Genomic DNA, 26,750 nt, shown 5'->3' on the forward strand with positions numbered 1-26,750 from the left:
TAACAATTATATTAACCATAACAATTAAAGGTTTAATTGTCAAAAAATTCGTTTTTTAAAACATGTAAAAGGACAGTTTAATCGCTATAGATTCATAACTATTGGAGGTTAGATAAAGTGAAACTTTAATCAGTGGGGGTTTTGTTCATCCCCCACTGATTATTAGTTGAACCAATCGGGCTTTTACGGGCAGTTGATCCCCCACCTAACTTCTTTGCTTCCCCTGAATTTTGAGGTGGGGGTCTTACTGCCCGTTAATGCGGGATAAAGGTAAGGTTGTTCACGATATGTACAAAATATGGGGAGAAATAATATGAAATATTGCATTTTATATTGTTGTATCCAGATTTTATGTTAAATTCGTGAATGGAATATTTGAATAGGGGGCAAGGATATGAACAAGAAATCAAAGATCAATAAAGTTATGCTTAGCATTAGTACAATGGCTCTATCATTAGGGGCGCTTCAAGCTCCTGTATCAGCGGAAGAAAAAGTACCGTATAATGTGTTGAAAACGAAACCAGTTGGAATTGAAAAACCAGTAGATGAGATTGGACACGTTTCTAAAGCGGAGGAAACATTATCGTTTCAAGAACGGTTAAAAGTAGGAGACTTTTCACAGCGACCAGCATCTATTACGAACAAAGCGACAGTAAAGCAAGTTAAAGAAAGCTATTCAATGGCTGATTTAAACAAAATGAATAATCAAGAATTAGTTGAAACGTTAGGCAGTATTAAGTGGCATCAAATTACAGACTTATTCCAGTTTAATGAAGATACAAAAGCTTTTTATAAAGATAAAGGGAAAATGCAAGTCGTTATAGATGAATTAGCTCATCGGGGTAGTACATTTACGAAAGATGATTCAAAAGGAATTCAAACGTTTACGGAAGTGTTACGTTCAGCTTTTTATCTGGCATTTTATAATAACGAGTTAAGTGAATTAAATGAAAGAAGCTTCCAGGACAAATGTTTACCTGCTTTAAAAGCAATCGCAAAAAATCCAAACTTTAAGCTTGGTACAGCTGAACAAGATACAGTCGTATCTGCATACGGTAAATTAATTAGTAATGCTTCAAGCGATGTTGAAACAGTTCAATACGCATCGAATATTTTAAAGCAATACAATGATAATTTTACTACGTATGTAAATGATCGAATGAAGGGACAAGCAATATACGATATCATGCAAGGGATTGACTATGATATACAGTCTTACTTAATTGAAGCTCGTAAAGAAGCGAATGAAACGATGTGGTACGGGAAAGTAGATGGGTTTATTAATGAAATAAATCGTATCGCTCTTCTAAATGAAGTAACACAAGAAAATAAGTGGCTCGTTAATAATGGAATTTATTTTGCAAGTCGTTTAGGGAAGTTTCACAGTAATCCAAATAAAGGTTTAGAAGTTGTTACACAAGCAATGCATATGTATCCGCGCTTAAGTGAGCCGTACTTTGTCGCAGTAGAACAAATTACAACAAATTATAATGGAAAAGATTATAGCGGGAATACAGTAGATTTAGAGAAAATACGTAAAGAAGGAAAAGAGCAGTACTTACCAAAAACGTATACATTTGATAATGGATCTATCGTATTTAAAACAGGAGATAAAGTATCGGAAGAAAAAATTAAGAGACTATACTGGGCTGCAAAGGAAGTAAAAGCACAGTATCATCGTGTAATTGGGAATGACAAAGCGTTAGAGCCGGGCAATGCAGATGATATATTAACGATAGTAATTTATAACAGCCCAGAAGAGTACCAGTTAAATAGACAACTGTATGGATACGAAACAAATAACGGTGGAATTTATATTGAAGAAACAGGAACATTCTTTACATATGAGCGCACGCCAGAACAAAGCATTTATAGTTTAGAAGAGTTATTCCGTCATGAGTTTACTCATTATCTTCAAGGGAGATATGAAGTACCAGGTTTATTCGGAAGAGGAGATATGTATCAAAATGAAAGGTTAACTTGGTTCCAAGAAGGAAATGCAGAGTTTTTCGCAGGGTCTACTCGAACAAATAATGTAGTGCCGAGAAAGAGTATCATTAGTGGATTATCATCTGATCCTGCAAGCCGTTATACAGCAGAGCGAACATTATTTGCTAAATATGGCTCTTGGGATTTCTATAACTACTCATTTGCATTACAGTCTTACTTATATACACATCAATTTGAAACGTTTGATAAAATTCAAGATTTAATTCGTGCAAATGACGTGAAAAATTATGATGTATATCGTGAAACTTTAAGTAAAGATCCTAAACTAAATAAAGAGTATCAAGAGTATATGCAGCAGCTAATCGATAATCAAGATAAATATAATGTACCGGAAGTAGCAGATGATTATTTAGCTGAACATGCACCGAAATCATTAACAGAAGTGAAGAAAGAAATTAGTGATACGCTACCGATGAAAGATGCAAAAATGACAAAACATAGCTCCCAATTCTTTAATACATTTACATTAGAAGGCACGTTTACAGGTAGTGTAACAAAAGGTGAGTCAGAAGATTGGAACGCAATGAGTAAGAAAGTAAATGAAGCTTTAGAACAACTGGCGCAAAAAGAATGGAGTGGCTACAAAACTGTTACAGCATATTTCGTTAATTACCGTGTAAATAGCTCAAATCAATTTGAATATGATGTAGTCTTCCACGGTATCGCAAAAGATGACGGAGAAAATAAAGCTCCAACGGTTAATATAAATGGCCCTTATAATGGACTTGTAAAAGAAGGTATTCAATTTAAAAGTGATGGCTCAAAAGATGAAGATGGAAAAATCGTTTCTTATTTATGGGACTTTGGAGATGGAAGCACAAGTGCAGAAGTAAATCCGGTACATGTATATGAAAGAGAAGGTTCATATAAAGTAGCGTTAATAGTAAAAGATGATAAAGGAAAAGAGAGCAAAAGCGAAACAACGGTTACGGTTAAAGATGGAAGTTTAACAGAATCAGAACCAAATAATCGCCCAGAGGAAGCAAATCGTATTGGACTAAACACTACTATAAAAGGTAGCCTTATCGGTGGAGATTACACTGATGTTTATACATTTAATGTAGCATCAGCGAAAGATATTGATATTTCCGTTTTAAATGAGTATGGAATCGGAATGACATGGGTACTTCACCATGAATCAGATATGCAAAATTATGCTGCTTACGGTCAAGCAAATGGAAATCATATAGAGGCAAACTTTAATGCAAAACCAGGTAAGTATTACTTGTATGTATATAAATATGATAATGGCAATGGAACTTACAAATTATCAGTAAAGTGAAACTTTAATCAGTGGGGGGCTGTTCATCCCCCACTGATTATTAGCCCACACCAATCGGGCTTTTATGGGCAGTTATCTCTCGCTTAACTTCCTCGAATTCACCGAATTTTGAAGTGGGAGTTTTACTGCCCGTTAATGCGGGATAAAATAAGTGCTTTTCCAATGTATGTTTAACTTTACTTTTTGTGGAAAATGGTATATTATATAGATATATAATATATCGGTTATTTTCTAGGAGGAGCCTGTCACAATAGGTTTCTCCTGTTCTTTTTTAGAGGCCTGTACTGCAGGCTTTTCTTTAAAATATAAATAACTGAAAATTAAGAACGATAATCTTTGGAAGAGGTGGGGCATACACATAACAAAAAAGGGATTGTTTAAGAGAGGGGGATAAGAAATGGTTTTGTTTGGTTATCCACTTGAGACAATTTATTTATATGGATTTATTATTGCTACTATACTTACTGTGATTTATATCTTTTTTGGAGATATATTTGAATCCATATTTAGTTTTGGAGGCGGATCGGTATCCGTTGTTACTTTATTACTTAGTTTTTTCGCCATGTTATGTGGACTTAGTTATATAGGAGAATATTTATTTTCCTTTAATAGTATTCTTATTTTCGGGGCTGCATTTGCTATATCTTTTATTGGTGTATTCATAATGAAAATACTAATTTTAAAGCCGATTGCAGAAGCAGAACAAAATACTGTGCAACGTATGGATGAATTCGTTGGTTGTAAGGGAGAAGTCATTACGACAATTCCGACAGAAGGATTTGGTGAAGTATTAATCTCTTCCCAATTTGGAAGTAATGCAATCCCAGCTAAAACAGTTGGAAAAAAAGATATTTCACAAGGAACTGAGGTTATTATCGAGGGAGTCCAAGATGGTGTTTTGCTTGTACAAAACATCACTCATTCTTTAAAAAAACCAAAATTATAAGGGGGAATTTACATGACGATTCCATTAATTATTGGTGGAGTTTTACTCGCAATTTTAATTCTACTCATTTTAGTATTCATTACGAAGTATCGAACAGTTGGACCAGATGAAGCGTTAATTGTTACAGGTAATTGGCTTGGGGGCGGGAAAAATGTTGTTACCACGGATGATGGAAAGAAGATTAAGATTATTCGCGGTGGCGGTACTTTCGTAGTGCCGATTATGCAAAGAGCAGAGCCTTTAAGCCTATTAAACTACAAGTTAGAAGTCGGAACACGTGATACGTATACAAAACAAGGTGTACCAATTACAGTAAACGGTGTTTCTATTATTAAAGTAGGATCAACAATTGAAGAAGTTTCCACAGCAGCTGAACAATATCTAGGAAAAGAAACAGAAGAGTTAAAAATAGAAGCAAAAGAAGTTTTAGAAGGGCATCTTCGTGCTATCTTATCTTCTATGACAGTAGAAGATGCGTATAGTAATAGAGAGCAATTTGCTCAAAAGGTGCATGAAGTAGCTTCTACAGATTTAAAGAAGATGGGTCTTCGCATCGTTTCCTTTACAATTAAAGAAATCATGGATAAGAACGGTTACTTAGATGCACTTGGTCAGCCGCAAATTGCGACAGTTAAGCGTGATGCAACAATTGCGAATGCAGAGCGTGAAAAGGAAGCACGTATTGAAAAAGCTCGCGCTGAGAAAGAAGCGAAAGAAGCTGAATACCAACGTGATGCACAGATTGCTGAAGCTGAAAAACATAAAGAACTAAAAGTACAATCTTATAAGAGAGAACAAGAACAAGCTCGCGCAGACGCGGATCTTTCTTATGAATTACAACAAGCGAAAGCGCAACAAGGTGTAACAGAAGAGCAAATGCGCGTTAAAATCATTGAGCGTGAAAAGCAAATTGAGTTAGAAGAAAAAGAGATTGCGCGTCGTGAAAAGCAATACGATGCAGAAGTAAAGAAAAAGGCAGATGCAGATCGTTATGCTGTTGAGCAATCAGCTGAAGCTGAAAAAGTAAAACAAATTAAAAAGGCAGATGCGGATCAATATAAGATTGAAGCAGAAGCGAGAGCACGTGCAGAAGAAGTACGTGTAGAAGGTTTAGCGAAGGCGGAAATTGAGAAAGCGCAAGGTCAAGCGAAAGCGGAAGTACAAAAAGCACAAGGTACAGCAGAAGCCGATGTTATCAGATTAAAAGGTTTAGCGGAAGCAGAAGCGAAACAAAAAATTGCAGAGGCATTTGAATTATATGGCCAAGCGGCAATTATGGATATGGTACTTAAAATGCTTCCAAGTTATGCGAAAGAAATTGCAAGCCCACTTAGCAACATTGATAAAATTACAGTTGTTGATACAGGCGGCGGTGGTAAAAATAGCGGCGCTGGAAAAGTTGCGGGTTATGCGACTGATTTAATGGCGACGATGCAAGAAACATTAAAAGCTTCTTCTGGCATTGACTTAAAAGAGTTATTAGAAGGATTTGCAGGAAAGGGAGCGGTACAACAATTATCAAATGATAAACCTGTTGTATCTGTAGTAGAAGATGAGAAAAAAGAAGTAGAAAAAGGTAAAGAATAGTAAAGTGAGAAGAACCTCTAGTAAGTGAGATACTAGAGGTTCTTCTCTGAATTATAATATTTAGAATAATATACATTTTTATATATTGTTTTAATTATTTAATTTATATAGAATGAAAAGAGTATGTATTAATTCTTTAATAGAAAAAGAGACAAAGAGTTGATACATATTAATCGTATAATTTATATAAAGAAATTAAATGTGAGATAATTACATTTAAAACGGTATGGAGGGGTAGAAGTATGCTTCAAGGGAAATTAAGGAGAAGTAGTTTAAAAGCAAAGTTACTTATATCATTTGTTATTGTTTTAATTCTTCCAAGTATTGTAATTGGTTGGACGTCTTATCAACAAGCGAAGACAAACTTTAATGAAACAATTTTACAATCAGCGGAAGATAACGTAAAGATTTTAAATAATGTTATTAACAAAGAGATAGACGGTAAAAAGGTAGACGCAGTATATTTTACAAAGTTATTTAATGGAGTAAGTTATGGAACGGATCAGCTTCAAAATGTGCAAAATAAATTAGAAGAATATAATAAATTACATCCAGAAATAGAAGCGATTTATACGGGGTCTAGTACTGGACAATTTATTCAATCACCGTCTATTCAAATGCCAGATGGGTATAATCCTACCGAAAGAGATTGGTATAAAGAAGCAGCGAAAAAAAGCGGAGAAGTGGTTATCACAGCCCCATATAAATCAACTACAACAGGGAATATTGTTATTACAATAGCAAAACAAAATGAGGATAAAAGTGGTGTTCTCGGTATTGATTTAATTATTAATGATATTGTAAATACTTCAAAAATGGTCAATATCGGTAAAAAAGGATATGTAGCAATCTTCGACCAATCTAAAAATGTAATAGCGCATCCGACGATGAAGCCAGGTGACAAAATAGAAGAAAAACTTGAGAAGGAATTGTACAAACAGGAAACAGGTGATTTTAAATTCAAACTTGATAGTGATGATCGCAATGTTACCTTTATAACAAATAAGCAGACTGGATGGAAAATAGCAGGGATTATGCCTTCCAAAGAAATTATCGAAGCAGCTAGCCCTATTTTCTATAAAACGCTAACTGTTATTGGTATTTCATTAATAATTGGCGGGATTTTAATTTACTTCATAATTGCTTCTATTATTAGTCCGTTAAAACAACTTGTTATATCATCGAAAAAGATTAGTGAAGGTGATTTAACAGAAACAATTACAGTTCATTCTAAAGATGAAATTGGGCAGCTAGGAGAAAGCTTTAACGAGATGGCGGCATCATTACATCATGTCATTTCTAATATAAATACTTCAGCAGGTCATGTAGCAGCATCTTCAGAAGAATTAACAGCTAGCATGAAGCAGACAAGTGAAGCGACGGAACAAATTACACAGGCAATAGAGCAAGTGTCGAGTGGATCGGAAATACAAACGAAAGAAGTTGAAGAAGGCGCAACATTATTAGAAGAAGTTACAGAAGGGATTCAGCGTGTTGCAGATAGTTCTTCATTAGTATCCACAGCATCTATGTATACGAAGAAAAAGGCTGAAGATGGTGGAAAGTTAGTTGAACAAACTGTGAATCAAATGCAATTAATCCATGATTCTGTTTCACAATCAGATAAAGTTATTGTTTTGTTAGATGATAAGTCGAAACAAATTGGAGCAATCCTTGAGGTGATTCAACATATTGCAGAGCAGACAAATTTATTAGCATTAAATGCTGCAATTGAGGCTGCGAGAGCTGGAGAGCAAGGAAGAGGATTTGCAATTGTAGCAGATGAAGTGCGAAAGCTAGCTGAACAATCAGGACAGTCTTCTACGGAAATTGGAAAACTAGTAAAAGAGATACAATTTGACATAAAAGAAACAGTAAGCTCTATGAAGCAAGTTGGTACAGAAGTACAATCAGGACTTGTAGTTGCAAATGAAACGAAGCAAAGCTTTGCTGAAATATTGAAGTCTACAGATGATACAGTTTTACAAATTGATAGTATGGTAGAAGTAGCGAAACAAATGACGGTAGATGCAAAACAAGTTAGTGCATCTATTAATGAAATTGCAGCTACGATTGAAGAAAATGCAGCAAGCGTTCAAAATATTGCTGGTTCTTCAGAAGAACAATTAGCTTCAGTAGATGAAATCAATGCAGCATCAGTTCATTTATCGCAAATGGCAGAAGAATTGCAAGAAATGATTGGGAAATTTAAAGTGTAATCACAAACGTTAAGAAACGAAGTAGTAATTGTACTTCGTTTCTTTTTTTATGAAGATAAAAATTAAGAAATATACAGTAACCGTGTTATGATTGAGTAAAAAAACTGTATTTTCTTTAAATTCCATCTTTATTTATGTTAGGGGAATGGTTTTGAAATTAAAAAAATTAAAACTACAGCCGAGAGTCACATTAACTATTAGTACACTTATTCTTGTTGTACTTCTGTTAACGAGTTATTTATTCTATTACATATTGTCTGAAACAGTAGAAGAGCAAATTGGGAAACGAGCTTTACATGTTGCGAAAACTGTTGCTGCTATACCTGAAATAAAAGAAGCTTTTCAAAAAGAAAATCCAGCTTCTATCATTCAACCGATTGCAGAAAAAATTCGAATGGATACAGAGGCTGACTTCATTGTAGTTGGAAATAAAGAAGGGATTCGTTATGCACATCCTAAGAAAGATAAAATAGGAGAAGTAATGGTTGGTGGAGATAACAAAGGAGTTCTATTAGAAGGGAAATCTTACGTTTCGAAAGCAACTGGATCATTAGGCCCTTCATTACGCGGCAAAGTTCCAATTCGTAATCAGGAAAATGAAATTATTGGCGTGGTGTCTGTTGGATTTTCAATTGATGATATTCATGGAGCGGTAGAAGTATATGGAAAGCGTGTATTTTGGATTACAATAATAGGTCTTTTAATTGGGATAATTGGTTCTATGTATTTAGCAGGAAGTATAAAAAGAATGATGTTTGGGATGGAGCCAGAAGAAATTTCATCTTTATATGAAGAGCATAGTACAGTGATTCAATCTGTACGTGAAGGGATTATTGTCATTGATCAAAAGGGCATGATTAGTTTAGTCAATCAAGCAGCTTATGATATTCTTTCGCTAGATGAACAACGCAATATTATTGGAGAATTCATTTTAAATGTAATTCCTAATTCAACGATACTAGATGTATTTCAAACTGGTGAAGAACAGTTTGATCGTCAATTAAATATAAAAGGGCAGGCTGTGATTGCGAATCGTCTACCTATTAAAGTAAAGAATAAAGTAACGGGCGTTGTATCGAGCTTACGTTTGAAATCTGAAATGGATCAGTTAACAGCAGAATTATCTCAGACGAAGCAATATACAGAGGCATTACGAGCGCAAACGCATGAATATAACAATTTGTTGTATACGCTTTCAGGTCTTATTCAACTAGAATCATATGAGGATGCTTTAGAGCTTATTCATAAGGAAACAGCAGTATATCAAGATTTTGTTCAATTTATTATGAAGCGAATTCAAAATCCATGGTTAGGTGGAATTTTAATTGGATTCTATAATAGAGCAAGAGAGCTGAAGATTGATTTTGTGCTAGATCGAGAAAGTAGTTTAGACAAATTAAGCCCGCACATTGAGAGTAATTATGTCGTTTCCATTTTAGGAAATTTAATTACGAATGCATTTGAAGCGATTGAAAGAAATGAAGAGAATGATAAGAAGGTAAGGATGTTTGTAACTGATATCGGAGAAGAAATCGTAATTGAAGTGGAGGATTCGGGCCCAGGGATTCATGACGAAGTCATTACTAGCATATTCTACAAAGGATTCTCGACGAAAGAAGGCGGGAAGAGAGGATATGGATTAGCAAAAGTGAAAGAGTTAGTAGAAGATTTAAATGGAAGTATCGCAATCGAAAAAGGGGATTTAGGTGGTGCATTATTTATTATTGCATTACCAAAAGAGAGAGGCGAATTGTAATGGGTGAGGAGATTGAAGTATTGATTGTAGAAGATGATATTCGAATTGCAGACATTCATCGTCGTTTTACTGAAAAGATTGAGGGATTTAAAGTAATTGGAACAGCAACGAATGGAGAACAAGCGAAAGAATGGCTAGATCTTGTGAAGCCACAGCTCGTTTTATTAGACGTATACTTACCTGATATGCAAGGGACGGAACTTGTCACATATATTAGGAATAATTTACATGATACAGATATTATTATGATTACAGCTGCATCGGAAACAGATGTAGTGAGGCATGCTTTACGAGGTGGAGTAACAGATTATATCGTAAAACCGCTTATGTTTGATCGATTTAAGGCAAGTTTGGAAAGTTATCAAAAAAAGATTGTGCAGTTAAAGAAAAATAATCAATTATCTATAGAACAAATAGAACATCTATGGTCCCAAAGAGGTGTAAAGGGAAATGAAATAGAATATGCGCCGAAAGGGATAGATCCTTTAACTTTAGCAAAAATAAAAAAGCATATGTTAACAGTGAATGAAGAAGGAATTACAGCAGAAATGTTAAGTACAATGGTAGGAGTAAGCCGGTCAACAGCGAGGCGTTATTTAGAATATTTAATATCAGGAAAGAAAGTTCATGCGGAGCTTACATATGGAAGTGTCGGGAGACCAGAAAGAAGGTATTTTCTCGTTTGTTCATAAAGAAACAGTAGAGGATATATGTCCTCTACTGTTTTTTTATCTTATATTGGAATAATCCCAATTAAAATTCCAGTAATCAACATTACCATTGTCGTTCCAACTGCCCACAATAAAGTGAAGCGTTGATGTTCACCAAAATCAACTTTAGCCATTCCGACTAATAAATAAGTGGATGCGACAAGAGGACTTAATAAGTGAACAGGTTGCCCGAGTAAGGAAGCACGTCCCATTTCAGCCGCACTAATTCCATAGGTAGCAGCAGCTTTTGTTAAAATAGGTAGTACACCGAAGTAAAACGCATCATTGGACATGAAGAATGTGAACGGCATACTAAGAAGTGCTGTAATAATTGGTAATTGTGGTCCAAGTGCATCTGGTATAAGGGCTACTACACCTTTAGCCATCGCATCTACCATTTTTGTTCCAGATAAAATCCCAGTGAAAATTCCAGCGGCAAATACGAGAGAAACAACCGCTAATACGTTTCCTGCGTGAGAAGCAATACGTTCTTTCTGCTGTTCTAAGTTCGGATAGTTAAGCATAACAGCAATAGCGAAAGCGATTGTAAATAAGACAGGTAACGGCATAACTTCTAGTATGAGACAGACAAGTAAGGTAGCAGTTAATAAAAAGTTAATCCATAGAAGGTTAGGACGTTTGTGAGTGGCAGCTTCGACTGTTGCAGCTTGCTCATCCATCGTTTGCATTTGTTTTAAATATTGTACATCCATAATTCCTAAACGTTTTCTTTCTTTTTTTCCAAGATAGTAAGCAACGAAAACTACCCAAAGTGCACCAGCAATCATTCCTGGTATAAGTGGTGTGAAGAGCTCTGATGCATCTAGTCCAAGTGCACTCATAACCCGAGCTGTCGGGCCACCCCAAGGCGTAAGATTTGTTACACCAGCCCCCAACATAACAATCCCAGCTAATATAAGTGGATTCATTCCAAGGCGTTTATATAGTGGGTACATTGCAGAAACAGTAATCATATAAGTTGTCGTTCCATCCCCATCTAATGAAACGATAATAGTAAGAATTGCTGTACCAACAACAATTTTTAAAGGATCTCCTTTTACAAATTTTAAAATTCTACTAATGACAGGGTCGAATAAACCGCTATCAATCATAATTCCAAAATATAAAATAGCAAACATAAGCATAATACCAGTAGGTGCTAGTTTTTGAATTCCTTCTAACATCATAGGTCCCATATTTGCATAAAACCCACCAATTAATGCGAAAGTAATTGGAACTAATATTAATGCTACTAGTGCAGACATACGTTTCGTCATAATTAAAAACATAAAGACAAATACCATCGCAAATCCAAGTAGAGCTAACATATGATTTCCCCCTCCAAAAAATGATTACGCTTTCAAAATAAAATAAAAATTCAGAAAATAGTTTTTTTGTTTATCATAGTGGCATCTATTCAAATGGTAAATAATTTGAAAAATAACATCATTAGAAGCATAATTTTTATTTTGTTCATTTTGTTCACGGTAGTTAATTTGAATTTTTAAAAAGGTAAGCTGCTCTCTGTAAGAATGGTAGAATAAGATGAAAATATTGAAGTGTGAAATAGGGAGTAGATTTTATATGAAAACGAGAATGGAAGAGATTTATAGTTCTTATGAAGGAAAAGTAGAAGAGATTTTTGTTGATGAATCTTCTTACGTATATGAGTGGGAAAAATTAATGATGATCCGAAAAAATAACGGTGAACTTGAAAAAGTTGCGGTCGGTATCAGTGGAAATATAAGATTAGTAAATGTAGTTGTTGGGCAGCCAATTCATACAGAGACATTATTAGTTAAGTTAGAAGACGATTTATTAATTACAGGTTGTGAATGATGAGAGATGTGTAGATATGACTACACATCTTTTTTCCATGTATTACAAAAAGAACATTGTTTTTTCACAAATCTCACACAATTTTTTGATATTCTCCTTGTGGAAGATACGTATAGGGAGGAAATAAAATGAGAACAAAGTATGTGATGCTTGCTATATGCTTATTCTTTGTATTTACAATAGTAGGATGTGGTAAGAAACAAGCAGAAGCGGTGGCAGTTGATGAGAAACATGATAAGTGTGATATTTGCCAAATTGGGGTAATGGATAATCAATTTGCAACAGAAATCATTTTAGAAAATGGAAAAGCATTAAAGTTTGATGATATCGGTTGTATGTATAAATGGATGGAGATTAATCCAGGCGAAAAGACGAAAGAAAAATTTGTTCGAGATTATGATTCGAAAGATTGGGTTTCGTTAGAAGACGCTACTTACGTATATGATAAAACAATAACGACACCAATGGCTTATAATGTCATTTCATTTAAAAATAAAAAAGGTGCAGAGAGTTTTGTATCTAACTATAAGGGGAAAGTTCTTTCGTATAAAGAGCTAGCAGAGCATAAATGGGAAATGAATAAAGAAATGATGGGGAAACCAAAAACAGGGAATCATGGTGGGCATCATTAATACTAGAAAAAGACAACTGTAGGGTTGTCTTTTTTTAGTATTACTCAGGTGCAAATATAGAAAAGGTGTAAAATTTTTAGAAGAACGGTTACAATGGAATATAGTAACCTAAAGCAATCATTTACCCGGCTATTTGTGGGCAGTAAAACTCCCACCTCAAAATTAGGCAGGAGCAAAGAAGTTAGGTGGGAGATCAACAGCTCGTAAATGCCCGATTGGTTCAACTAATAATCAGTGGGGTGAACCCTCCCACTGATTAAAGTTTCACTTTATGTACTTTTTAGAAATGTATACAAATGCGGTAAAAACGTGCTAAACTAATTGCTTCATAATGTTAATGATGAGGCCATCAGGCGTATCATTCCAATAGGTTGAGAAACATAGTATAAGTTTAAGATAATCCGATTAAAGAAGGAATATAAAGGGCTTATGGATAAATGTACTCAAGAAGAGTTATTGTATGTGATGGAGGAATGGTTAAGAAAACATTATCTTTCATAGGAGCTGTAGTTGTGAGAAAACAAAAAATTTTATTATGTATGTTATTAGGACTTTTAATGACGGTAGTGGCTTGCGATAAGCAGGAAGAATCAGAATCGAAACCGGTTCATGTGAAAAACGAAAAGAAAAAAGAAAAGCATAAAGAACAGGAAGAATCTAAAGAAGAAAAAAGTATAAATTTAATGGACAAACAGTTGTTACTTTCAGCAACTCTTGGAGACACAGAGACAGCTATGAAGTTGATTCAAGATGGAGCGAATATAAACGTAGAAGGTGACAACGGAGAAACGCCTGTCCTTGCAGCAACGTATCAAAATCATGTAGAAACAGTTAAAGCATTAATTGGTGCAGGTGCTAATATTGAAATTAAAGATGAGAAACAAAGTAATCCATTTCTTTATGCAAGTAGAGAAGGATATACGGATATTGTAAAAGTATTAATTAATGCAGGAGTTAATACGAAAGAAACGACTAAGTCAGGTGGAACAGCACTCATTTCAGCATCTGAACGTGGCCATGTAGAGGTCGTAAAAGAATTATTAGAGCATACAGATATTGATGTGAATTATAAAAATGCTCGTGGTGGAACAGCTTTAGTAGAAGCAATTGTATTAGGAAATGGTAGTGAAAATCATAAGAAAGTAATTCAAATGCTTATTGACCACGGGGCAGATGTAAATATGGCCAATAAGGAAAATATTACGCCGTTGCAATATGCTGAAAAAAGAGGCTTTAAAGATATTGCAAATATGTTGAGGGTAGCTGGAGCGAATGAATTAGTACAGCCACAACTACAACCGGTGGAATAATAAGATAAAGAAATAAAAAGTACGAAATAATCTCATTTAGATAGACAGAATGAAGAAGTCATTTAGTATGATGGATTCAGTAATGTGTATGTAAATGGGATTTTTGTTTGTAAAGAAAACCGTATCCTGAAAAAGGATACGGTTTTTTACAAGGAGATAAGGGATCAAAAAAATGAAGAAGTCTTATCTCTTTTATATGAGTAAAGGGTCTAGAATGAATCTTGCTCTTTTCATTATTTGTTTAACTCCATTGCAACTTGTTTGCCATTTACGAAAACCTCTGCCACTGCTACTACAATTTCCATCACTTTTTTCATTTCTCATCTCTCCTTGTTTTTTGTTTCATTTCTTACTTTTAGTATAAGGAAATATAGCAATTGCAACTATCGAATTGAATGACAAGAGACTTACATTGTTGTAAGGATAATAGTCTATTTTGTAATAAATGTGATTTGAAATCATGATTCGGAACTTTCTGTCGTTTTGAACTATAATTAGAAAGAGGGGGGATAATATGAAAAGAATTCTTGTTATTAGTGATATTCATGGAGAAATAGAAAAGTTCGAACAGTTATTGGAAGAAGCTCAATATGATACAAAACAGGATCAATTAATTTTACTAGGAGATTATGTGGATCGTGGTCCCAATGCGCGTGCAGTAATTGAAAAGGTAAAAGAGTTAAAAGAAGAAGGAGCCCTCGTTCTAAAGGGCAATCATGAAGATATGATGATTAAAGCGTTAACGACTGATGAGGAACGCTCATGGAACCATTGGGTAAAAAGGAATGGTGGAGATAAGACTTTATACAGCTATGGATTTGTAGAAGAAGATATTGCAGTTAATGAGGAGGACTTCCAAAAACCGATTTTACAATCGCATGCTTTAAAAGAACATGTAAAGTTTATTCAAGAATTAGATCATTACATTGAAACAGAAGAGTATATATTTGTACATGCTGGTGTTGAGCCATTGAAACGAGTTTCTGAATCTGAACCATATGCGTTAATGTGGATCCGTAATGAGTTTCATAATGGATATAGTGGCGAAAAGGTTGTTGTATTTGGTCATACGGAAACAAAAACGCTTCATGGAAATGATAATTGTAATGTGTATTTTGGGAATAACGGTATTATAGGAATTGATGGTGGTGCTGTATATGGTGGCCAGCTAAATTGTTTAGAATTGCCTAGTAAAAAGGTGTACGTAGTAAAAAGTTGAAAGAGATAAGGAGAATCTTATTTCTTTCAATTTTTTATTAAGCAAAATTTAAGGAAGAGCTTTTATAATAAATCTTTCAAATTTTATATCGAGAAAAACGTTAGAAGGAAATAGTCAAAAATGTAATCATAAATAGAATCGAACGATATAGTGGAAGGTGAGAATATGCGCTTGCTTGTAGTAGAAGATAATGCTTCGTTATTAGAGTCTATCGTACAAATTTTGCGTGATGAATTTGAAGTAGATACAGCATTGAATGGAGAAGATGGATTATTTTTAGCGTTACAAAATATATATGATGCTATTTTGCTTGATGTGATGATGCCAGAAATGGATGGTTTTGAAGTGATTCAAAAAATACGTGATGAAAAGATTGAAACGCCAGTCCTCTTTTTGACAGCGAGAGATTCTTTAGAAGATCGAGTGAAAGGGTTGGATTTTGGTGGAGATGACTATATCGTTAAGCCGTTTCAGGCCCCTGAATTAAAAGCGAGAATTCGCGCTTTACTACGCAGAAGTGGTAGTTTAACGACACAGCAAACCATTCGCTATAAAGGGATTGAATTGTTCGGAAAAGATAAAGACGTTCAAGTGGATGGACAAGGTATTAAGCTGACGTTGAAACAATATGAGCTACTAGAGTATCTCGTTCAAAATAGCGGGAAGATTTTAATGCGTGAACAAATTTTTGATCGTGTTTGGGGATTTGATTCAGATACGACAGTAGCGATTGTAGAAGTGTATGTGCATCATTTACGTAAAAAACTAGAGCCATTCGGTTATCAGAAAGATATTCAAACCGTTCGAGGTATTGGATATATATTAAAAGAACAATGAAAAAGGGAAGTATGTTTCAGAAGACACGCATTCGATTGACTATATTGAATTCATTAGTATTTATCATATTAATAGGCGTATTAGGTAGTATTATTTATTCGTACACATATAAGCGTATTTATAATGAAATGGATCAATCTATAAAAATGGCGACTCAGTATGGAAAAAATTCAGATGTTAAAATACCACCAAGAAAAAGTATGGAGAATATTAAAATTGGAGATCCGCGTGTAACTAAAATAACTTGGAATGGGAAAATAGTGGAGGTAGAGGGGAATAACCATAAATTCCGGTCTATTTTTGAAGAGAATTTGGAAAAGTTTTCTCCAAAAAAGTTAGGATATTTACAAGATATTGAAGTGCAAGGACGATATTTTAGAACATTTGCGCTTCAAGAAGATGGAAAAATAGTTCAAATTGTACGTGATACAACAGCTGAAGAAGAGATGCTAAACACTTTATTTTTAATTCTCGTTATAGGTTGTAGCATAGGAAGCCTATGTGCGATAGGTATCGGCTTTTTTCTAGCTGGCAGAGCACTCATACCTATTCAAAATTCATGGGAGAAACAGCAGCAATTTGTTTCTGATGCATCGCATGAACTAAGAACACCGCTTGCAGTTATTCAATCAAAAACGGATGTGTTATTCCAATCTCCATCTGCTACGATAGAAGAAAAGGCGATGGATATCTCTACGATTTCAAAGGAATGTAGACGATTGTCGAAGCTCGTTAGTAATTTATTGTTGTTAGCACGTTCAGATTCTAATCAAATTGAGATGGATAAGAAAACATTTGAAATGGATAAATTGTTAGAAGAAATAGTAGATCCATATAAGGAAATTGCTTCCTATCAAGAAAAAGAGATGATATTGAAAGTAGAACATGACATATCATTTATGGGTGATAGAGAGAGAATTCATCAAATGATGGTCATATTATTAGATAATGCGATGAAGTATACGAATAAAGGTGGGCATATTCAAATCGAGTGTACACAAACGAACAGTTCGATTCGTATACGAGTGAAAGATGATGGGATAGGAGTGAAAGATGAGGACATCCCAAAACTATTTGACCGTTTTTATCAAGGAGATAAAGCGAGGAGTGCGTCAGAAGGAGCGGGATTAGGCCTTTCAATCGCGAATTGGATTGTAGAAAAGCATTATGGGAAAATATCAGTAGAGAGCAAATGGGGAGAGAGTACTTGTTTTGACGTGATTTTCCCTAAAAATCAAAGAATATAAGTGAGAAGACGATCTTGTTTTTACAAGGTCGTCTTTTTTAAGGGAAAGTTAAGAAACAATTTGTAACATGTATTATATACAGAAAGTTCGTCACATGAAGAAGTGATTATAAAAAGATATTTGAACAGATTATATCAATCATAATGTTATTTTGATTATGTATAGGGAATGATGGAAAAGAAAGTGTAAGAGGGAGGAATTAATTTTGAAAAAGAAAATGATGACGGTATTCACTATTGGAGTAATGAGTTTAAGTATATTAGGGGGTGCCTCTCCTTCTGAAACATCAAAAGGAAAGACAGATTACACGCAGCGCAGTAAAGAACAATTAAATAACGGAAAGATACATGCGGTGCATACAGAAGAGAAGGCGGAGAATCTAGGTATTGAAACGGAAGGGAAAGAACAAATTACGCTAGAAAAAGAGATCCATGAAACAGAAGTAGGAAGAGAAGCGGAACAGTTAGGAATTTCGATTGAAGGAAAAGATGTTGGAACTCTTTCAGAAGAAATTTATGAAACAAAAGTGAAGCAAGAAGCGTTAAAGCTAGGCATATCTATAGAAAATACATCAATTGTAAATTTGATTACTCAAATTAATACGATTAAAATTAGCGATGAAGCGGATAAATTAGGCATTTCGACAAATGGAAAAGAAATAGAAGAAATTGCGGAAGAAATCTATGGAACGAAAGTAAGAGAGGAAGCAGGGAAGTTAGGTATTTCACAAAAAGGAAAAGAGATAGAAGAGTTAGCGCAAGAAGTGTACGAACAAAAAGTACAGGAAGAAGCAAAAAAATATCATATCGATTTGTATGGGAAAGATATATATCAAGTATTAAGCGAAATTAATGAACAAAAAGTGTTACAAATGGCAGATGAGCTTAATATGGATAAAACGAATATGAATGTTCAAGAATTAGCAGAAAAAATAAAAAAAGATCAGCCTGAAAAAGGAAAAGAACTAAATTTTGTACCAGTGATTCGAACGGATGCGGACGCATTTTATTCTTATTTAACGAACTAAAAAGGGTGTGAGAGTGATAAGGAAATGGAAGTGGTATATATGTATGGCTTTACTCGGTATAGCAGTATGGAGTGTATATACAAATGGAATTACAAAATTAACATTCTTCAATATACAAAGTGAAAAACGAACGGGGTTTAGTAATAATGATGAGAAGGTTATCTTATCAAATGTACCATTAATTCAGCAATTACCAGAGTTAGATAGAGGATGTGAAGTAACGAGCTTAGCGATGATGTTACAATACGCAGGTATTACAGTGGATAAGATGAAATTAGCAAATGAAATAAAGAAAGTTGATTTTATGAACGATGGTGTACGTGGGAATCCGAATGAAGGATTTGTAGGAAATATTTATACCTTTTCTGAATCTGGATATGGTGTATATCATGGGCCGCTTTTTCAATTAGCGAAAAAGTATTTACCTAATAAAGCTGTAGATTTAACGGGGAAGGGTATAGAAGAAATGTATAAGAGTGTAAAGGCAGGACAACCGGTAGTTATGATTACAAATGCAACATTTGCGCCACTAGATGAGGATGAATTCACTACATGGGAGACAAATAGTGGAGATGTTTCTATTACGTATAATGAACATTGCGCTGTACTGATTGGATATGATAAGGAATTTGTATATATTCGAGATCCTCTCAGTGATAGTTTAGATGTAAAAGTACCGAGAGAAAGCTTTGAAAAGGCGTGGATACAAATGGGGAGTCAGGCGATTAGTTATGTGAAAAGCTCCAAATGAATTAGTAAGGAAAGAGATGTAAGGAATTATAAGAGGTGTTTTTTTGTTAAGAAATAAGAGAACTTTAGCTTATTATATGAGCTGAAGTTCTCTTATTTTTTATAATTAAATATTTAGAAGTAGTGAATATGTAAAAATGCATAATTGACAAAAATATTACATGTTATCATTATATATTGTTTTATATATGTCACTTGTATAAAATTACACAAGTATCCACACTACATAAAGGAGGTTTATTATGCAAAAAATATTTAACTGGGTTAAATGTATGAGTATCAAGAAAAAATTAATCATTTCATTTTTTCTTATTTTAACTATACCAGGACTTATTATCGGTGGTGTTTCATATCAAACTGCCAAAACAAATTTTGAACAACAAATTACAGGTAAAGCAAAGGAAAATATTTCGATTTTAAATACTGTTATTTCTCAAAATATAGAAGAGAAATTTGTTGATGCAGCATATTTTGCAGACATTTTAACAGAGGATACATATCCAAACGGACAAGAAGAAATAGTAAGAACGAAATTAGCGCAATATATAAAACTTCATCCAGAAGTAGAAGGTATTTATATTGGAACGCAGACGGGAAAGTTTATAAGAGAACCATTTATCCAAATGTCTGATGGGTATAATCCAACAGAGAGAGATTGGTATAAAGAAGCAAATGAAAATAAAGGGAAAGTAATTGTTACTGCACCATATCAATCAGCATCTACAAAAAATATGGTAGTGACAATTGCTAAAGAAGTAAAAGATGGTAAAGGTGTTATAGGAATTAACTTAAATTTAGATAATATTTTAAAAATCTCCAAAATGATTAACATTGGGGAAAAAGGTTATGCAGTTATTTTAGATCAAAATAAGCAAATTGTTAGTCATCCATCTAGAAAACCAGGTGCAAAAGTTACTGATCCTTGGGTTAAACCAATCTATGAAGAAAAACAAGGAAATGTTTCTTATACAGAACAAGATGATAAAAAGAATTTAATCTTTGCAACAAATGAGAAAACGGGCTGGAAAGTAGTTGGAGTCATGTTTGATGAAGAAATTACCCAAGCTGCGAATCCAGTTTTTTATAAGACTTTTATTGTCATTGCTATCGCTATTGTATTTGGTAGTGTATTAATTTATTTCATCACAAAGTCTATTACAAGACCATTAAGAAAAATAGCTGACTCGGCATATAAAATTAGTAAGGGGGATTTGACAGAGAAAATTACAATTCATTCAAATGATGATATAGGAAAATTAGGGAATTCATTTAATGAAATGTCTGCCTCTTTACAAGATATTATTACTCAAATTAGTTTTTCAGCAGAGCATGTGGCGGCATCGGCTGAAGAGTTAACAGCGAGCGTACAGCAAGCAAATGATGCGACAGATCAAATTACAATTGCAATGGAACAAGTATCAGGTGGGGCTGAATCACAAAGTCAAGGTGTTGAAGAAGGTGCGGCTACATTACAAAAAGTAAATACAGCAATTCAAGATGTGACTGGAAGTGCGGAATCCATTTCTATTTCCTCATTACATGCGAGAGAGCGAGCTAAAGAGGGTGAAGACTTGGTTGAACAAACTGCAACACAAATGCAGTCTATTTCTAGATCGGTATCCGAGTCGGATGCTATTATTAAACTTCTTGATGAGAAATCAAAGCAGGTAGGAGCTATTTCTGAAGCAATTCAAAACATCGCTACTCAAACGAACTTATTAGCTTTAAATGCGGCTATTGAAGCAGCAAGAGCGGGTGAACAGGGCCGAGGGTTTGCTATTGTAGCAGATGAGGTTAGAAAATTAGCGGAGCAATCAGGAGAATCATCTGGAGAGATTGCAAATTTAATTGCAGAAATTAAGGCTGATATTGAACATACTGTTAAGGCAATGGATAATGTGAATGGGGAAGTTCAACAAGGTCTTGATGTTGTAACAAAAACGAAAGAAAGTTTTACGGAAATTTTAAGTTCTACTACACATATTGTTTCTCAAGTTAATCAAATGGTAGAAACAACGAAGAGAATTGCTGGAGATGCAAATGAAGTGACAAATGCTATTGATGAAATTGCAGCAGCTGCAGAAGAAAATACAGCTAGTATGCAAAATGTTGCTGCTTCAACAGAAGAACAAGTAAATTCAATGGAAGAAATTAGTTCAGCTTCGCAAAGCTTAGCTGAGATGGCCGAAGAACTACAAGCGATGACTAGTAAATTTAAAGTATAATAACAGCAGATAAGTAAGGTGAAAATAATATCACCTTACTTATTTTTCTATTCAGCAATTAGGGGAGTCATTAACGGGATGAAAAAAAGAAAAAGACTATGGAATTTATGGAAAACGATTACATTGTTAGTTTGTACAGTTGTAATTTTTTCTTTACTTGTGACAGATATATTAATTAGTCATAATGTAGAACGGACAACGGAGGATAGTCAAGCAGAGAAAGCAAAAACAATTGCACACATTGTGGCGAATGAGTCAATTGTAATCCATGGTTTAATTGGGAAAGCAGATACTTCTGCAATCCAAACGTATACAAATAGAATATTAAAAAACACAGGTGTTCAATTTATTGTAGTTATGGACATGAATGGAATAAGAAAATCACATCCAAATCCTCAAAAAATAGGTCATCATTTTATTGGGGGAGATGAAGGACCTGTATTGAAAGGAATGGAACATGTATCGCTGGCAGAAGGAACTTTAGGTATTTCAATGCGAGTGTTTGTACCTGTATTTTCTGAAACAGGTAAACAACTTGGAGCGGTGGCCGTTGGTATTTCAGCAGATAATGTAAAAGAGAGAGTCAAGGAAAGTAGACATATCATTTATATTGGCGTTGGAGTTGGGATACTAGTCGGAATTATAGGAGCAATATTGCTAGCTAGACATATAAAGAAAAGTTTATTCGGTCTTGAACCTCACAGGATAGCGAAAATTCTTGAAGAAAGAAATACGATGCTACAATCTGTAAAGGAAGGTATTATTGCTGTAGATAAAGAGGCCAATGTAACTTTAATAAATAATGAGGCAAAGCGATTGTTTAAGAAAAGTGGACTTGAAGAAGATTTTATCGGTAAAGATGTTGATTTGTATATGCCTAATTCGCGTATAAAAGAAGTATTACAAACGGGAGAGGTACAATTAAACGAAGAACAAAATATTTATGGAATTACGATTGTAACGAATCGTGTTCCTTTATATGTAAAAGGAGAAATAGTTGGCGTGATTGCAACATTTCGTGATAAAACAGAGATTAGAAAATTAGCAGAAGAATTAACTGGTATTAGACTATATGCGGAAGCGTTACGGGCACAATCTCATGAATTTATGAATAAAATGCATGTCGTATTAGGGCTTACACACATGAAGCAGTATGAAGAATTACAGAAGTATATAAGCGGTATGGTGTCAGAGCATCAATATGAAATTGGTGGAGTTATGAAAAGAATAAAAAGTCCAGTATTTGCTGGTTTTTTACTCGGGAAACTTAGCTATGCTAGAGAGAAAAATATAAAATTAATTATAAGTGAAGATTCTTATATGCCGGAAATAGATGATGAAAGTATTACTCATGAACTGATTACGATTGTCGGAAATTTAATTGATAATGCATTAGAGGCAGTGACGAATTGTGAAAAGAAGCAAGTTGAATTTGAGATACAATATGGGGATACATTAACTATTACAGTACAAGATACGGGAAAAGGTATACAAGAAGAAATAGGGGTGTTATTTACGAAAGGTTATTCCACAAAGGGAGATAACCGCGGTTATGGTTTGTATCTTGTAAAAGAAAGTATACAGCGAATAAATGGGGAAATTCATATGCATTCATTAGTAGGAAAGGGAACAAAGATAACAATTGAAATACCTAAAGGTAGGGATGAGAGGCAAATATGATTAAAGTTTTAATTGTAGAAGACGACCCGATGGTAGCAATGTTAAATACGCATTATTTAGAGCAAGTAGGAGAGTTTGAACTTGTTCAAGCAGTTAACTCCGTAAAATCGGCGATAGAAGTATTAGAGGGATCACGAGTAGATTTAGTATTACTTGATATTTTTATGCCTGAAGAGACTGGATTTGAGCTTTTAATGTATATTCGGAACCAAGAAAAAGAAATCGATATTATGATGATTTCAGCTGTACATGATATGGGGAGTATTAAAAAAGCATTACAATATGGCGTAGTAGATTATTTAATTAAGCCATTTACATTTGAACGATTTAAAGAGGCATTAACTATATATCGAGAAAAACTTACTTTCATGAAAGAACAACAAAAAATTAGTCAATCGGAATTAGATTCGTTAATTTTGCAAAAAGAAAAAAGAGAGCCTATTGTCACTAAAGAGCTTCCGAAAGGATTAACGAAGCAAACGTTGCAATTAATTTGGCAGAAAATCGAGTCGCTGAATGGACGAGCGTTTACAACAGATGAAATGGCAAAATTAGTTGGGATTTCAAGAGTTTCTATTCGAAAATATGTAATGTTTTTGACTGACATTGGAGTGTTAGAAAACGAAATGATGTACCAACATGTGGGAAGACCTGTAAGTAAACTAAGATGTGTTGATCAAAAGAAAATAGAGTTTTACGTATAAGCGACTTATTATAAGTCGCTTATACTTTTTTTAATTACAAAATCAATTACAAAACTTACAAAAACTATTTTTACTATTGAAAGCGTTTTAATATTGTTATTAAGAAAACAAGGGGGTGCCATATGGGAATTCAAAAGGATATGGAAGCGGTATCATTTTCTGAAGGAAATGAAGTACAAAGAGAATCTTTCGCTTCTAAAATTATGAATGTAAAAATCGGTGTTATACCTTTACCGTTATATGTAGTATTGGCTGCTATTATTTATGGGGCATCTGTATATAATAAATTGCCAGCAGATATGATTGGTGGATTTGCAGTTATTATGATCATGGGTATTTTCTTAGGAGACATTGGGATGAGAATTCCAATTTTAAAAAATATCGGTGGTCCGGCAATACTTTCGTTATTTATTCCATCATTACTTGTATTTTTTAACTGGATGAATCCAGCTTCAATGGAAGCTGCGACTATGTTAATGAAAAAATCGAACTTTTTATATTTATATATTTCTTGTTTAGTAGTCGGAAGTATTTTAGGAATGAACCGTAAAGTGTTAGTACAAGGTTTCGTTCGTATGTTTATTCCTTTAGTAGTAGGGACCTTAGCTTCTGTAGCAGTAGGATTATTGGTCGGTTCACTATTTGGATTTGAAATGAAGCAAACATTCTTCTTCATCATCGTACCAATTGTGAGTGGTGGTATTGGGGAAGGGATTTTACCATTATCGCTAGCTTATAGTGATATTTTAAACGAATCATCAGCAACGTTTGTATCACAGCTTATTCCAGCAGCTATTATTGGGAATATGTTTGCAATTGTGAGTGCAGGGTATATGAAGCGTTTAGGTGAGAAGAAACCGGAGCTTAGTGGTAACGGTGTATTAGTAAAAACAGACAATCAAGCAGAGTTATTAAAAGAACAAAATACAGAGAAGCCAATTGACTTCTCATTAATGGGAGCGGGTTTATTAATCGCGTGTACGTTCTTCATCTTCGGAGGATTTGCTTCTAAGTTCATCGGTATCCCTGGGGCAATCATTATGATTTTCTCAGCAGCACTTGTGAAATACTTTAAATTAATGCCGGCAAAAATGGAGCAAGGAGCATTCCATCTATATAAATTTATTTCGAAGAATTTAACTTGGCCGTTAATGGTTGGACTAGGATTGCTATATATTCCGTTAAAAGACGTAGCGGCAGTTCTTTCAGTAGGATATGTTGTTGTGTGTGCATCGGTTGTTCTTACAATGGTAGCGTCAGGTTTTCTTGTAGGAAAAGTGATGAAAATGTATCCAGTTGAATCAGCGATTGTAACTGGATGTCATAGCGGTTTAGGCGGAACTGGAGATGTTGCTATTTTATCAGCTTCAAATCGAATGGAATTAATGCCATTCGCGCAAATTTCAACTCGTTTAGGCGGGGCAGCAATGGTTGTAACAGCTACAATCTTATTAAAAATGTTTTCATGATCAAACAAGCTAGCTATATTCATATAGCTAGCTTGTCAAATTAAGGGGAGATTATAAGTATGTTAGAAAATCAAATTAATGAAAGATCATTGTTATTGCATAAAGAATTAGTAGGAAAAATTGAGATTACAAGTAAAGTAGAAGTAAATTCAGCGGATGATTTAAGCCTGACATATACACCAGGTGTAGCGGAGTCTTGCAAAGCAATTGCAGCAGATGAAGAAACGGTGTATGACTATACAGCACGTGGGAATATGGTGGCAGTTGTCTCAGATGGAACAGCGGTACTTGGTTTAGGAAACATTGGACCGAAAGCGGCTATGCCTGTTATGGAAGGAAAAAGTATATTATTTAAGAAATTTGCGAATGTAGATGCTTTCCCATTATGTTTAGGGACGACGGATGTGGATGAAATCGTTACCCTTGTGAAAAATTTAGAGCCTACATTTGCAGGGATCAATTTAGAAGATATTGCAGCACCGCGTTGTTTTGAAATTGAAAAACGATTAAAAGAAGAAACGAATATTCCTGTATTCCATGATGATCAACATGGAACAGCTATTGTCGTCTTAGCGGCTGTTATTAATGCATTAAAAGTTGTTAGCAAACAAATGGATAATGTGAAAATTGTTATTAACGGTGCGGGTTCGGCAGGAATTGCGATTGGAAAATTATTATTAAAGGCTGGTGCAAAGCACATTACGTTAGTTAGCTTAGAAGGTATTGTTTGTGAAGGTGAAGCATGGATGAACGAAGCGCAAATTGAAGTTTCAAAAAAGACAAATCGAGAACATGTGCATGGAACGTTAAAAGAAGCGATTCATCAGGCTGATATCTTTATCGGTGTATCGGCCCCTAACGTATTAACGAAAGAACTTGTACAGATGATGAATGAGAAAGCAATTGTGTTTGCAATGGCGAATCCAATTCCAGAAATCTTCCCTGAGGATGCATTAGAGGCTGGAGCAGCTGTAGTAGGAACCGGGCGCTCGGATTATGCGAATCAAGTAAATAATGTATTGGCGTTCCCTGGAATATTCCGCGGTGCGTTAGATGTGCGCGCGACTGATATTACAGAAGAGATGAAGTTAGCGGCAGCATATGGGATCGCTAACATAATTACGGACGAAGAACGTAATGCGAATTATGTAATCCCAAATCCATTAGATAAAAGAGTTGTTCCAAGTGTTGCGGAAGCAGTAGCGAAAGCAGCCATTGATTCAGGTGTGGCGCAAATTACGAAAATACCAATTTATTAATAGCTAAAAGCAGTGCCTAAAAAGGCACTGCTTTTTTGAGAT

The 26,750-nt window shown here is 34.6% G+C and carries 20 protein-coding genes and 2 pseudogenes; 21 read left to right on the forward strand and 1 reads right to left on the reverse strand.

Features of this window, described 5'->3' with window-relative positions; translation table 11 throughout:
- The first annotated feature begins 394 nt into the window (after nt 1-394).
- The 7 genes and pseudogenes from colA to V7S50_RS23995 all read left to right on the forward strand — a co-directional run bounded on the left by colA (nt 395) and on the right by V7S50_RS23995 (nt 10,492).
- Entirely contained in the window at nt 395-3,292 is a 2,898-nt protein-coding gene (colA, locus tag V7S50_RS23970; protein WP_242255511.1) for a collagenase ColA, read from the forward strand.
- A 397-nt stretch (nt 3,293-3,689) separates the two neighbouring features.
- Entirely contained in the window at nt 3,690-4,238 is a 549-nt protein-coding gene (locus V7S50_RS23975; protein ID WP_242255509.1) for an NfeD family protein, read from the forward strand.
- Nucleotides 4,239-4,250: 12 nt separating this feature from the next.
- The gene (locus V7S50_RS23980; protein ID WP_063225201.1) at nt 4,251-5,825 is read left to right on the forward strand and encodes a flotillin family protein; all 1,575 of its coding nucleotides are present in this window, start codon (nt 4,251-4,253) and stop codon (nt 5,823-5,825) included.
- 242 nt (nt 5,826-6,067) lie between these two features.
- Nucleotides 6,068-7,102: pseudogene (locus V7S50_RS34105) on the forward strand (HAMP domain-containing protein); the annotation flags it as partial.
- An 81-nt stretch (nt 7,103-7,183) separates the two neighbouring features.
- Nucleotides 7,184-8,044 carry a methyl-accepting chemotaxis protein gene (locus V7S50_RS34110; protein ID WP_435817076.1) on the forward strand — a complete coding sequence of 287 codons (861 nt, stop codon included), beginning with the start codon at nt 7,184-7,186 and terminating at the stop codon, nt 8,042-8,044.
- A gap of 145 nt (nt 8,045-8,189) precedes the next feature.
- Complete coding sequence (locus tag V7S50_RS23990; protein WP_431169047.1) at nt 8,190-9,800, forward strand: ATP-binding protein; 1,611 nt, start codon at nt 8,190-8,192, stop codon at nt 9,798-9,800.
- Nucleotides 9,800-10,492: a response regulator gene (locus tag V7S50_RS23995; RefSeq protein WP_242255505.1), complete on the forward strand. Its 693-nt coding sequence runs from the start codon at nt 9,800-9,802 to the stop codon at nt 10,490-10,492. Before V7S50_RS23990 ends, V7S50_RS23995 begins: the two co-directional genes overlap by 1 nt.
- A 41-nt stretch (nt 10,493-10,533) precedes the next feature.
- Here V7S50_RS23995 and V7S50_RS24000 read toward each other — a convergent pair whose 3' ends face one another.
- A complete protein-coding gene (locus V7S50_RS24000) occupies nt 10,534-11,838 on the reverse strand; it encodes a CitMHS family transporter (protein ID WP_242255504.1) in 1,305 nt (434 codons plus the stop codon).
- Nucleotides 11,839-12,094: 256 nt separating this feature from the next.
- On the opposite strand from V7S50_RS24000, the gene V7S50_RS24005 reads away from it, so the two are divergent.
- The 14 genes and pseudogenes from V7S50_RS24005 to V7S50_RS24065 all read left to right on the forward strand — a co-directional run bounded on the left by V7S50_RS24005 (nt 12,095) and on the right by V7S50_RS24065 (nt 26,708).
- Nucleotides 12,095-12,349: a hypothetical protein gene (locus V7S50_RS24005; protein WP_242255502.1), complete on the forward strand. Its 255-nt coding sequence runs from the start codon at nt 12,095-12,097 to the stop codon at nt 12,347-12,349.
- 128 nt (nt 12,350-12,477) lie between these two features.
- Nucleotides 12,478-12,981, forward strand: a complete 504-nt coding sequence (locus tag V7S50_RS24010) for a nitrous oxide reductase accessory protein NosL (protein ID WP_242255500.1) — start codon at nt 12,478-12,480, stop codon at nt 12,979-12,981.
- 437 nt (nt 12,982-13,418) lie between these two features.
- Entirely contained in the window at nt 13,419-14,291 is an 873-nt protein-coding gene (locus V7S50_RS24015) for an ankyrin repeat domain-containing protein (protein WP_242255498.1), read from the forward strand.
- 514 nt (nt 14,292-14,805) lie between these two features.
- Nucleotides 14,806-15,510, forward strand: coding sequence for a metallophosphoesterase family protein (locus tag V7S50_RS24020; RefSeq protein WP_242255495.1), 705 nt, complete (start codon nt 14,806-14,808; stop codon nt 15,508-15,510).
- Nucleotides 15,511-15,675: 165 nt separating this feature from the next.
- On the forward strand, nt 15,676-16,347 hold the full coding sequence (locus tag V7S50_RS24025) for a response regulator transcription factor (RefSeq protein ID WP_063225193.1): 672 nt from the start codon (nt 15,676-15,678) through the stop codon (nt 16,345-16,347).
- Entirely contained in the window at nt 16,344-17,594 is a 1,251-nt protein-coding gene (locus V7S50_RS24030; RefSeq protein ID WP_242255493.1) for a sensor histidine kinase, read from the forward strand. The genes V7S50_RS24025 and V7S50_RS24030 overlap by 4 nt, the downstream gene beginning before the upstream one ends.
- Before the next feature lie 205 nt (nt 17,595-17,799).
- On the forward strand, nt 17,800-18,621 hold the full coding sequence (locus V7S50_RS24035) for a transporter (protein WP_242255492.1): 822 nt from the start codon (nt 17,800-17,802) through the stop codon (nt 18,619-18,621).
- Between the two features lie 13 nt (nt 18,622-18,634).
- A complete protein-coding gene (locus V7S50_RS24040) occupies nt 18,635-19,372 on the forward strand; it encodes a C39 family peptidase (RefSeq protein WP_242255490.1) in 738 nt (245 codons plus the stop codon).
- 271 nt (nt 19,373-19,643) lie between these two features.
- A pseudogene (locus V7S50_RS34115) lies at nt 19,644-20,657 on the forward strand (HAMP domain-containing protein); the annotation flags it as partial.
- A 120-nt stretch (nt 20,658-20,777) separates the two neighbouring features.
- A complete protein-coding gene (locus tag V7S50_RS34120; protein WP_435817077.1) occupies nt 20,778-21,596 on the forward strand; it encodes a methyl-accepting chemotaxis protein in 819 nt (272 codons plus the stop codon).
- A gap of 78 nt (nt 21,597-21,674) precedes the next feature.
- Nucleotides 21,675-23,276, forward strand: a complete 1,602-nt coding sequence (locus V7S50_RS24050) for a sensor histidine kinase (protein ID WP_242255486.1) — start codon at nt 21,675-21,677, stop codon at nt 23,274-23,276.
- Nucleotides 23,273-23,980, forward strand: coding sequence for a response regulator (locus V7S50_RS24055; protein WP_063225187.1), 708 nt, complete (start codon nt 23,273-23,275; stop codon nt 23,978-23,980). Before V7S50_RS24050 ends, V7S50_RS24055 begins: the two co-directional genes overlap by 4 nt.
- 122 nt (nt 23,981-24,102) lie before the next feature.
- Nucleotides 24,103-25,449, forward strand: a complete 1,347-nt coding sequence (locus V7S50_RS24060; protein ID WP_242255484.1) for a 2-hydroxycarboxylate transporter family protein — start codon at nt 24,103-24,105, stop codon at nt 25,447-25,449.
- Nucleotides 25,450-25,508: 59 nt separating this feature from the next.
- A complete protein-coding gene (locus V7S50_RS24065; RefSeq protein ID WP_242255482.1) occupies nt 25,509-26,708 on the forward strand; it encodes an NAD(P)-dependent malic enzyme in 1,200 nt (399 codons plus the stop codon).
- Nucleotides 26,709-26,750: the final 42 nt, after the last annotated feature.

Source organism: Bacillus sp. CCNWLW194 (assembly GCF_037120585.1).
Taxonomy (GTDB): domain Bacteria; phylum Bacillota; class Bacilli; order Bacillales; family Bacillaceae_G; genus Bacillus_A; species Bacillus_A basilensis.

Bases quoted from the DNA above. Each gene is read 5' to 3' on its own strand.
- colA (WP_242255511.1), top strand. From the start codon at position 395: ATGAACAAGAAATCAAAGATCAATAAAGTTATGCTTAGCATTAGTACA.
- V7S50_RS23975 (WP_242255509.1), top strand. From the start codon at position 3,690: ATGGTTTTGTTTGGTTATCCACTTGAGACAATTTATTTATATGGATTT.
- V7S50_RS23980 (WP_063225201.1), top strand. From the start codon at position 4,251: ATGACGATTCCATTAATTATTGGTGGAGTTTTACTCGCAATTTTAATT.
- V7S50_RS34110 (WP_435817076.1), top strand. From the start codon at position 7,184: ATGAAGCAGACAAGTGAAGCGACGGAACAAATTACACAGGCAATAGAG.
- V7S50_RS23990 (WP_431169047.1), top strand. From the start codon at position 8,190: ATGGTTTTGAAATTAAAAAAATTAAAACTACAGCCGAGAGTCACATTA.
- V7S50_RS23995 (WP_242255505.1), top strand. From the start codon at position 9,800: ATGGGTGAGGAGATTGAAGTATTGATTGTAGAAGATGATATTCGAATT.
- V7S50_RS24000 (WP_242255504.1), bottom strand. From the start codon at position 11,838: ATGTTAGCTCTACTTGGATTTGCGATGGTATTTGTCTTTATGTTTTTA.
- V7S50_RS24005 (WP_242255502.1), top strand. From the start codon at position 12,095: ATGAAAACGAGAATGGAAGAGATTTATAGTTCTTATGAAGGAAAAGTA.
- V7S50_RS24010 (WP_242255500.1), top strand. From the start codon at position 12,478: ATGAGAACAAAGTATGTGATGCTTGCTATATGCTTATTCTTTGTATTT.
- V7S50_RS24015 (WP_242255498.1), top strand. From the start codon at position 13,419: ATGTACTCAAGAAGAGTTATTGTATGTGATGGAGGAATGGTTAAGAAA.
- V7S50_RS24020 (WP_242255495.1), top strand. From the start codon at position 14,806: ATGAAAAGAATTCTTGTTATTAGTGATATTCATGGAGAAATAGAAAAG.
- V7S50_RS24025 (WP_063225193.1), top strand. From the start codon at position 15,676: ATGCGCTTGCTTGTAGTAGAAGATAATGCTTCGTTATTAGAGTCTATC.
- V7S50_RS24030 (WP_242255493.1), top strand. From the start codon at position 16,344: ATGAAAAAGGGAAGTATGTTTCAGAAGACACGCATTCGATTGACTATA.
- V7S50_RS34120 (WP_435817077.1), top strand. From the start codon at position 20,778: ATGGAACAAGTATCAGGTGGGGCTGAATCACAAAGTCAAGGTGTTGAA.
- V7S50_RS24050 (WP_242255486.1), top strand. From the start codon at position 21,675: ATGAAAAAAAGAAAAAGACTATGGAATTTATGGAAAACGATTACATTG.
- V7S50_RS24055 (WP_063225187.1), top strand. From the start codon at position 23,273: ATGATTAAAGTTTTAATTGTAGAAGACGACCCGATGGTAGCAATGTTA.
- V7S50_RS24060 (WP_242255484.1), top strand. From the start codon at position 24,103: ATGGGAATTCAAAAGGATATGGAAGCGGTATCATTTTCTGAAGGAAAT.
- V7S50_RS24065 (WP_242255482.1), top strand. From the start codon at position 25,509: ATGTTAGAAAATCAAATTAATGAAAGATCATTGTTATTGCATAAAGAA.